This window comes from Bacillus sp. MBGLi79 (genome assembly GCF_002953915.1).
This window is the reverse complement of sequence record NZ_CP026521.1, coordinates 4667591-4676725: the sequence shown is the minus strand read 5'-3', so window position 1 is coordinate 4676725 and position 9135 is coordinate 4667591. Positions and strand designations below refer to the sequence as shown.

Sequence of the window (9135 nt, the reverse complement as noted above, 5' to 3'; positions counted from 1 at the left end):
AACGTGATGGCAGGGCCGACGCGGAAATGGAAGTTTCATAACGACCCTGACCATGAATGGATTTTGGAACGCTAACAATAAGGCAAGGAGAGGCTGTTGAAGATGAGGTATACGTTTAATGAAGAGAAAGAATTTGACATTGTAGCGATCGGCCGCGCATGTATCGATTTAAACGCAGTCGAATACAACAGGCCGATGGAGCAGACGATGACATTTTCAAAATATGTCGGCGGCTCCCCGGCTAATATTGCAATCGGCAGTTCCAAATTAGGATTGAAGACCGGCTTTATCGGGAAGATTCCGGATGACCAGCACGGCAGATTCATCGAAACCTATATGAGAAATACGGGTGTCGATACGTCACAAATGGCGGTTGATAAAGACGGACATAAAGCGGGGCTTGCTTTCACAGAAATTTTAAGCCCTGAAGAATGCAGCATTTTAATGTACAGGGATGATGTTGCAGATCTTTACCTTGCCCCTTCTGAAGTGAACGAAGACTATATTGCAAAATCGAAGATGCTTCTTGTGTCAGGTACGGCGCTGGCTAAAAGCCCTTCCCGCGAAGCGGTGCTGAAAGCCGTGCAGCTGGCGAAAAAGCATCAAGTGAAAGTGGTCTTTGAGCTTGACTATCGTCCATATACGTGGACATCTGCGGAGGAAACGTCCGTTTACTATACGCTTGTTGCCGAACAATCAGACATTGTCATCGGAACGCGTGATGAGTTTGATGTAATGGAAAATAAGAGCGGCGGCAGCAATGAAGAATCTGTTCAGCATTTGTTTGCACATTCCGCAGATCTTGTCGTTATCAAGCACGGTGTCGAAGGTTCATATGCATACAGCAAATCCGGAGGCATCTTCCGGGCGAAAGCATACAAAACGAAGGTCTTAAAAACGTTTGGAGCGGGGGATTCATACGCTTCCGCTTTCCTCTACGGACTCGTTTCAGGCAAAGATATTGAAACTGCGCTGAAATACGGAAGCGCTTCCGCATCCATTGTTGTTTCCAAGCACAGCTCATCTGAAGCGATGCCGACAGTCGCCGAGATTGAAGAGCTTATCGCGGCTCAGTCTTAAATGAAGAATATGAATAAAGGTGGGATCGTTTGTGGGCAAGAAAATACGTTTAACCACAGCACAAGCGTTAATTAAATTCTTAAATCAGCAGTACATCCATGTAGATGGTGAAGAAACACCGTTTGTCGAGGGGATCTTTACGATTTTCGGCCATGGGAACGTCGTTGGCATCGGCCAGGCGCTTGAACAGGATGCGGGTCATTTAAAGGTGTTTCAAGGCAAGAATGAGCAGGGAATGGCACATGCGGCAATGGCTTACAGCAAGCAGATGCTGAGGAGGAAGATCTATGCTGTATCAACATCAGTCGGACCGGGAGCAGCTAACCTTGTGGCAGCTGCAGGTACGGCGCTTGCGAACAATATTCCGGTCCTCTTGATTCCGGCCGATACATTTGCAACAAGACAGCCTGATCCTGTTCTTCAGCAAGTAGAACAGGAATACAGTGCGGCGATTACGACGAACGATGCTTTGAAGCCTGTTTCGAGATATTGGGACCGGATTACGCGCCCTGAACAGTTGATGAGCAGTCTGATTCGCGCTTTTGAAGTGATGACAGATCCTGCAAAGGCGGGTCCTGCAACGATTTGCATTTCTCAAGATGTTGAAGGGGAAGCCTATGATTTCGATGAAAGCTTTTTTGAGAAACGCGTTCACTATATTGATCGCAAAGAGCCGAGCGAGCGTGAACTGAAGGGAGCGGCGGAGCTGATCAAGTCGAGCAAAAAACCGCTCATCTTGGTCGGCGGCGGAGCGAAATATTCCGGAGCGCGCGACGAATTGATCGCCATGTCTGAAGCTTACAATATTCCGCTGGTGGAAACCCAGGCCGGGAAATCCACAGTGGAAGCTGATTTTGCCAACAACTTGGGCGGAATGGGCATCACAGGTACGCTGGCGGCAAACAAAGCGGCTCGCGAGGCTGACTTGATCATCGGAATCGGCACGCGCTACACCGATTTCGCGACATCATCAAAAACCGCTTTTGACTTTGACAACTCAAAGTTTTTAAACATCAATGTCAGCAGAATGCAGGCATATAAACTGGATGCTTTCCAAGTCGTTGCCGATGCAAAAGTAACGCTCGGCAAGCTGCACGGTTTATTGGAAGGCTATAAGAGCGAATTCGGTTCGATCATCAAGGAGCTGAAAGACGAGTGGCTTGCTGAGCGTGACCGTTTGAGCAAGGTAACATTTAAGCGTGAAAACTTCACACCTGAAATTAAAGATCATTTTTCTCAAGAAATACTCAACGAATACGCGGATGTGCTGCAAACCGAACTGCCGCAAACAACGGCATTGCTCGCCATCAATGAAACAGTTGATCCGGACAGCGTCGTCATTTGTTCAGCAGGCTCTTTGCCGGGGGATCTGCAGCGGCTGTGGCATTCAAACGAACCGAATACGTACCACTTGGAATACGGCTATTCCTGCATGGGATATGAAGTATCGGGAACACTCGGCTTGAAATTGGCTCATCCTGATAGAGAGGTTTATTCACTGGTCGGAGACGGAAGCTTCCTGATGCTCCACTCAGAGCTCATTACAGCAATTCAATATAATAAAAAAATCAACGTGCTGCTCTTTGACAACTCAGGATTCGGCTGTATCAACAACCTGCAAATGGACCATGGAAGCGGCAGCTACTTCTGCGAATTCAGAACAGCAGACAATCAGATTCTCAATGTCGACTACGCGAAAGTGGCCGAAGGGTATGGAGCAAAAACCTACAAAGCGAACACGATTGAAGAATTAAAAGCGGCGCTTGAAGATGCCAAAAAACAAGATGTCTCAACATTGATCGAAATGAAGGTGTTGCCGAAGACGATGACGGACGGCTATGACAGCTGGTGGCACGTAGGTGTTGCAGAGGTTTCCGAACAGGAAAGCGTGCAAAAGGCGTATGAAGCAAAAGAAAAAATGCTGAAATCTGCAAAGCAGTATTAAAGGAGGCACCAGGATGGGCAAGACACAAATTCTATGGGGCATCGCCCCCATAGGGTGGCGGAACGATGATATTCCGGAAATCGGCGCGGGAAACACACTTCAGCATTTGTTGAGCGACATTGTTGTTGCAGGCTTTCAAGGCACAGAAGTGGGCGGCTTTTTTCCGGAACCGGCCATTCTCAATAAAGAGCTCGAGCTGCGAAATCTAAGGATTGCCGGCAAGTGGTTCAGCAGCTATATCATTCGGGACGGCATTGAAGAAGCAGCCAAGGAATTTGCGGCTCACTGCCAGTACTTGAAAGACGTCCATGCCGATGTTGCGGTCGTATCAGAACAGACGTACAGCGTGCAGGGCCTGAATAAAAACGTGTTTAAAGAAAAACCTTATTTCACCGATGAAGAATGGCAGCGGCTATTTGAAGGGTTAAATCACCTCGGGGAAATCGCCGGCCGGTACGGCCTGAAGCTTGTCTATCATCATCACCTCGGCACAGGCGTGCAGACAGAGGAAGAGGTTGACCGGCTCATGGCGGGAACTGACCCGGCCCTCGTGCACCTTCTGTATGATACTGGGCATGCCTACATTTCAGATGGAAATTATATGAACATACTAGAGAAGCATATGGACCGTATTGGGCACGTTCATTTTAAAGACGCGCGCCTCAAGATCATAGAGAAATGCAAGCAGGAAGGAAAATCGTTCCAACAGGCGTTTTTGCAAGGGATGTTCACTGTTCCAGGCGATGGCTGCATCGATTTTAGAGAAGTCTATCAAACGCTATTAAAGCACGGCTATTCCGGCTGGATCGTTGTGGAAGCCGAGCAGGATCCCGATGTTGCCAACCCGCTTGAATACGCATTGATCGCCAGAAAGTACATCGATCGTCACTTGTTGAATGTCCCAGCAACCAATTAGGGGGGCTCTAAATTGAGCAATGGAAGTGCAGCAGTCTCACCATTCAATAAACGAACCGTCGCAGCAGCTTTGGCAAATTACATTGATGCAGGCTCCATTGTCGCAGGATCGGCAGGATTATCTTTATGGGTCAGTTACCTGAAGCTTTCTGATACACAGATCGGACTGCTCGGCGCGTTTAGCGCCAACGCCATCTCAGCGGCAATCGGAGCGCTGCTCGGAGGCTTTTTGGCCGACAAGATTGGCCGAAAGGCTGTCTATACGAACAGTATGCTGGTTTATGCACTGGGGATTTGTTTAGTATTGTTCGGCACCAGCTTTCCCTTTTTGTTAAGCGGTTACATTATTATCGGTTTATCGGTAGGAGCTGATATTACGGCTTCCTGGACGATCATCGCGGAGAACGCACCTAAGAAAAACAGGGCGCGTCATTGCGGGGTTGCACAGGTCGCATGGGCGGCGGGAGCGGTTGTGGTCCTGCTGCTGTCGGTCCTGCTCGGTGATATAGGCTTATTGGGCAATAAAACCGTGTTTGGGCATTTGCTCGTTATCGCACTGATCACATATGTTCTGCGGAAAAGGCTGCCGGAATCCGATGCCTGGCAGGGTCAATCCGAATCGGCTCAAGCCGTCAGGAAGCCGAAGGCGTCTTATCTCGATTTGCTTCAGCCTAAGTATTTGAAAAGCATTTTATTTTTAATGGGCGTGTACTTGGTTTGGAATCTGGCTGCAGGTGTCATGGGGTTTTTTATGCCTTACATTTATCAGCAGGTCGGCGATGTGTCAGCGACCATGGCAAACATTTTGCAGATGGGGCTGTTTATTTTCACCGGGCTTGGCGTCGCTTTTATCTTCATGCCGTTTGCAGACAAATACAGGAAGACAGTGTTTGGGATCTCCGCATTTGCAGCCGTGATCGGCTGGTCATTGTTTCTGCTTCCGGCAGAGGGCATGCCGATCCTCATCCTCTTTATCGTGATGATCGGCCTAAACAATGGGGCCGGGCAACAGGCCAATTATCAATTATGGGCGAGTGAAATTTTCCCGACGGAATATCGCGCATCTGCACAAGGATTGATGTTCTTCCTCGTTCGTATTTCAATCGGGGCTTGGAGCCTTTTCGTTCCAATGATCATCTCGAATTTTGGAATTGCATTTATGGCGGCCATTCTCCTTGGATGTGTAACGGCCAGCATGCTCATCGGGCTCTTTTTTGCACCGAATACATCCGGTAAGTCGCTTGAACAAATTCAGGAAGAGCTGTATGGGACTCCTCCGGCTCAAGCTGGGCAAGTGCAAACAAGAAAAATTATGTAATTATTTTGAAGGAGTGGCTATCAATGAAATTACGCATTGGTGTTATTGGTACAGGAGCAATCGGAAAAGAACACATCAACCGCATCACGAATAAATTAGCCGGCGGCGAAATTGTCGCGGTCACCGATGTAAACCAGGAGGCAGCTCAGCAAGTTGTAACAGACTACAGCCTGAATGCAAAGGTCTATCCGGATGACGACAGTCTCATCGCAGCCGAAAATGTAGACGCAGTCTTAGTCACAAGCTGGGGACCGGCACATGAATCAAGCGTTTTGAAAGCGATTAAAGCGAACAAATTCGTATTTTGCGAAAAGCCTCTGGCGACGACTGCGGAAGGATGCATGCGGATCGTCAATGAAGAAATCAAAGCGGGCAAACGTCTCGTTCAAGTCGGCTTTATGCGCCGTTATGACAGCGGTTACGTACAGCTGAAAGAAGCGATCGACAACCGGGTCATCGGCGAGCCTCTCATGATCCACTGTGCGCACCGCAACCCGGTTGTAGGCGACAACTATACGACAGATATGGCTGTTGTCGATACGCTTGTCCATGAAATAGACGCCCTGCACTGGCTGATCAATGACGATTACGAATCCGTTCAGGTCATTTATCCGAAAAAATCGAAAAACGCGCTCCCTCATTTGCGTGATCCGCAAATCGTCATCATCGAAACGAAAGGCGGAGTCGTGATCAATGCGGAAATCTATGTCAACTGCAAATACGGCTACGATATCCAGTGTGAAATCGTCGGAGAAGACGGAATCGTGAAGCTTCCTGAACCATCAAGCATCTCTCTCAGAAAAGACGGCAAATTCTCGACGGATATTCTCATGGATTGGCAGCGCCGCTTTGTAGACGCTTATGATATAGAAATCCAAGATTTCATTGACTCGATCCAACAGAAAGGCGAGGTCAGCGGGCCGACTGCATGGGACGGCTATATCGCCGCCGTGACGACGGATGCCTGCGTAAAAGCTCAGGAATCCGGACAGAAAGAACCTGTGGCGCTTCAAGAGAAACCGAAATTCTATCAAACGTTTACAACTGTTCAAAAATAAAAACTTTCCGAGGAGTGAAAAGTATGAAATTAGCATTGGATCCATCGATGTATCGCGATGATTTAACTTTGGAGGAAACGGTCTATAAAACGGCGGAGCTTGGCTACGAATATATCGAACTATCGCCGCGCGAAGATTTTTGTCCATTCTATAAATATCCGAAAGTCGATTCAGCTAAAATCAAACAATTAAAGCGGCTTTTAAAAGATACCGGTGTTAAGCTTTCATCGCTCCTTCCGCTTTACCACTGGGCCGGTCCTGATGAAGATCGCCGTCAGGCAGCGGTGCGCAATTGGAAAAGGGCGATCGAAATTGCGGTTGAGCTTGAAGTCGATTTGATGAACAGCGAATTCAGCGGTTCAAAATACGATCCTTTAACAAGTGAAGAAAAATTTATCAAATCCATGGATGAGCTTCTGCCAGTCTTTGAAAAAGAAGGCATTAAACTCAATCTTCAAGCCCATCCATACGATTTTATCGAAACACACAAAGGTGCGATGGATATGATCCGAGCGCTTGACAAGGACTGGATCAATCTTGTCTACTCGACTGCGCACACATTCTTCTATGACGATGGAAAAGGCGACATCGAGACAATGTTTGACGAAGCCGGCGACCGCCTCACGCATGTTTTATTTGCAGATACTTATAATCATAAAGCGGCTCATGGCCTTCGCTACATCGTCAATCCGCCTGACGCGAAAGTAACGGTTCACCAGCATTTGGACATTGGCCAAGGCGAGGTTGATTTTGATACGATTTTCAGAAAGCTGAGAGAGATGAAGTTTGACGGAATAGCGACGAATGCCGTGTTTGCCTGGGTTGACGAAAGAGCGGATGAATCAAGCAGATTCATGCTTGAAAAGCTGAAACAGGAATTACTAGGATAAGCCCCTGAGTTCGGCGCCCCGCCGAACTCTCTCTTCACAAGGATATTTAGATAAGGAGAATCTAATATGAAGCTATGCTTTAATGAAGCAACGACATTAGAAAATTCAAACCTAGCAAAAGACCTCGAATACTGTGAGAAGCACGGATACGATTATATCGAAATCCGGACGATGGATAAGCTGCCCGAATATTTAAAAGACCATTCTCTCTCAGAGTTAGCCGAGTATTTTCAAACGCATCATATTAAGCCGCTGGCCTTGAATGCCCTTGTCTTTTTCAACAACCGCGATGAAAAAGGGCACCGTGAAATCATCGAAGAATTTAAAGGCATGATGGAAACATGCAAAACGCTTGGTGTGAAATATGTGGTCGCGGTACCGCTTGTCACCGAACAAAAAATCTTAAAAGAAGATATTAAAGCGAGCTCCGTCGAAGTGCTGACAGAGCTGTCAGACATCGCGGAGCCGTACGGTGTAAAGATCGCTGTCGAGTTTGTCGGTCATCCGGAGTGCACAGTCAATACGTTCAGCCAGGCCTATGATATCGTCATGACCGTGAACCACGATAATGTCGGCCTTGTTCTTGACAGCTTCCACTTCCATGCAATGGGTTCGGACATTGAGGATTTGAAAAAGGCGGACGGCAAGAAGATTTTCATTTATCATATCGATGATACGGAAGACTTCCCAATCGGCTTTTTAAGAGATGAAGACCGCGTTTGGCCGGGACAGGGGGCCATCGACTTGGATGCCCACTTATCAACTTTGAAAGACATCGGTTTTTCGGATGTCGTGTCAGTTGAATTGTTCAGACCTGAATACTATAAGCTGAGCGCGGAAGAAACGATTCGAACGGCCAAAGAAACAACAGTTGAAGTTGTTTCAAAATACTTCAAGATTTAATACGGGATAGGAGGGGTGAACGTGGCTTTCGTTTCCATGAAAGAACTTCTTCAAGAAGCAAAGGAACATCATTATGCAATCGGTCAATTTAATATTAACGGCCTTCAATGGACAAAAGCGATTCTACAGGCGGCGGAAGAGGAACGCTCACCTGTCATCGTAGCCGCCTCAGACCGGCTCATCGATTATTTAGGCGGATTTAAGACGGTTTCCGCAATGGTTGCGGCTTTGATTGAGGAAATGTCGATCTCCGTTCCCGTCGTCCTTCACCTTGACCATGGCAAAAATCCGGAGCGCTGCAAGCAAGCGATTGACGCCGGTTTTAGCTCAGTCATGATCGACGGCTCGCATTCACCAATCGATGAAAACATCGCCATGACAAAAGAGGTCGTGTCATACGCCGGAATTCGCAATGTTTCGGTTGAAGCAGAGGTTGGCACCGTAGGGGGCATGGAAGACGGGCTCATCGGCGGGGTGCAGTATGCCGACATCGGTGAATGCGAACGCATTGTCAAAGAAACCGGTATCGATGCTTTAGCAGCCGCGCTCGGCTCTGTTCATGGAAAATATCAAGGCGAGCCTAATTTAGGATTTAAGGAAATGGAAGAAATCTCACGGGTGACGGACATTCCGCTTGTTCTTCATGGAGCTTCGGGCATCCCGGCTGATCAAATCGCTAAAACGATCCGTCTGGGCCATGCGAAAATCAACATTAATACCGAATGCATGGTCGCCTGGACCGAGAAAACGCGCAGCATGTTTAAAGACAATCCCGATTTATATGAACCCCGCGCCTATATGACGCCAGGGATCAGCGCAGTCAAAGAAACGGTCAAACATAAAATGAGAGAATTCGGGTCATCCGGAAAAGCGGTATGCACCCAAAAGATAGAAATATAATCTAGACCCGTATCGCCTCACTCACTTATCGAAGTGAGTGTTTTTTTGTGCGCAGTATTTGTAAAGATATTCTAAAGGTTCAAAAGAATGATTGACTGTAATTGATATAATAGTTATAATTTCCCT

At 47.5% G+C, this 9135-nt stretch carries 9 protein-coding genes; all 9 read left to right on the top strand.

Going from position 1 to position 9135, the window contains the following annotated elements:
- Positions 1-6 precede the first annotated feature (6 nt).
- The 9 genes from C1T29_RS25070 to fba all read left to right on the top strand — a co-directional run bounded on the left by C1T29_RS25070 (position 7) and on the right by fba (position 9009).
- Positions 7-75 carry a 5-deoxy-glucuronate isomerase gene (locus C1T29_RS25070; protein ID WP_369122226.1) on the top strand — a complete coding sequence of 23 codons (69 nt, stop codon included), beginning with the start codon at positions 7-9 and terminating at the stop codon, positions 73-75.
- Positions 76-102: 27 nt separating this feature from the next.
- Positions 103-1080, top strand: a complete 978-nt coding sequence (iolC, locus tag C1T29_RS23835) for a 5-dehydro-2-deoxygluconokinase (protein WP_020453545.1) — start codon at positions 103-105, stop codon at positions 1078-1080.
- Positions 1081-1111: 31 nt separating this feature from the next.
- Positions 1112-3025: a 3D-(3,5/4)-trihydroxycyclohexane-1,2-dione acylhydrolase (decyclizing) gene (gene iolD, locus C1T29_RS23830; protein WP_020453544.1), complete on the top strand. Its 1914-nt coding sequence runs from the start codon at positions 1112-1114 to the stop codon at positions 3023-3025.
- Positions 3026-3038: 13 nt separating this feature from the next.
- The gene (iolE, locus tag C1T29_RS23825; RefSeq protein WP_020453543.1) at positions 3039-3941 is read left to right on the top strand and encodes a myo-inosose-2 dehydratase; all 903 of its coding nucleotides are present in this window, start codon (positions 3039-3041) and stop codon (positions 3939-3941) included.
- Between the two features lie 12 nt (positions 3942-3953).
- Complete coding sequence (locus C1T29_RS23820; protein ID WP_103749460.1) at positions 3954-5258, top strand: MFS transporter; 1305 nt, start codon at positions 3954-3956, stop codon at positions 5256-5258.
- Between the two features lie 23 nt (positions 5259-5281).
- Positions 5282-6316 (top strand): bifunctional inositol 2-dehydrogenase/D-chiro-inositol 1-dehydrogenase, encoded by a 1035-nt coding sequence (locus C1T29_RS23815; protein ID WP_095291233.1) that lies wholly within the window; start codon positions 5282-5284, stop codon positions 6314-6316.
- A gap of 23 nt (positions 6317-6339) precedes the next feature.
- Positions 6340-7206, top strand: a complete 867-nt coding sequence (locus tag C1T29_RS23810) for a sugar phosphate isomerase/epimerase family protein (RefSeq protein ID WP_023856874.1) — start codon at positions 6340-6342, stop codon at positions 7204-7206.
- Between the two features lie 66 nt (positions 7207-7272).
- Complete coding sequence (gene iolI / locus C1T29_RS23805; RefSeq protein WP_095323586.1) at positions 7273-8109, top strand: 2-keto-myo-inositol isomerase; 837 nt, start codon at positions 7273-7275, stop codon at positions 8107-8109.
- A gap of 21 nt (positions 8110-8130) precedes the next feature.
- The gene (gene fba, locus C1T29_RS23800) at positions 8131-9009 is read left to right on the top strand and encodes a class II fructose-1,6-bisphosphate aldolase (RefSeq protein ID WP_095323587.1); all 879 of its coding nucleotides are present in this window, start codon (positions 8131-8133) and stop codon (positions 9007-9009) included.
- The last annotated feature ends 126 nt before the right edge of the window (positions 9010-9135 follow it).

What these genes read in the sequence shown, in the direction of transcription:
- iolC (WP_020453545.1), top strand. Translation starts at nt 103, where the DNA reads ATGAGGTATACGTTTAATGAAGAGAAAGAATTTGACATTGTAGCGATC.
- iolE (WP_020453543.1), top strand. Translation starts at nt 3,039, where the DNA reads ATGGGCAAGACACAAATTCTATGGGGCATCGCCCCCATAGGGTGGCGG.
- C1T29_RS23815 (WP_095291233.1), top strand. Translation starts at nt 5,282, where the DNA reads ATGAAATTACGCATTGGTGTTATTGGTACAGGAGCAATCGGAAAAGAA.
- C1T29_RS23810 (WP_023856874.1), top strand. Translation starts at nt 6,340, where the DNA reads ATGAAATTAGCATTGGATCCATCGATGTATCGCGATGATTTAACTTTG.
- iolI (WP_095323586.1), top strand. Translation starts at nt 7,273, where the DNA reads ATGAAGCTATGCTTTAATGAAGCAACGACATTAGAAAATTCAAACCTA.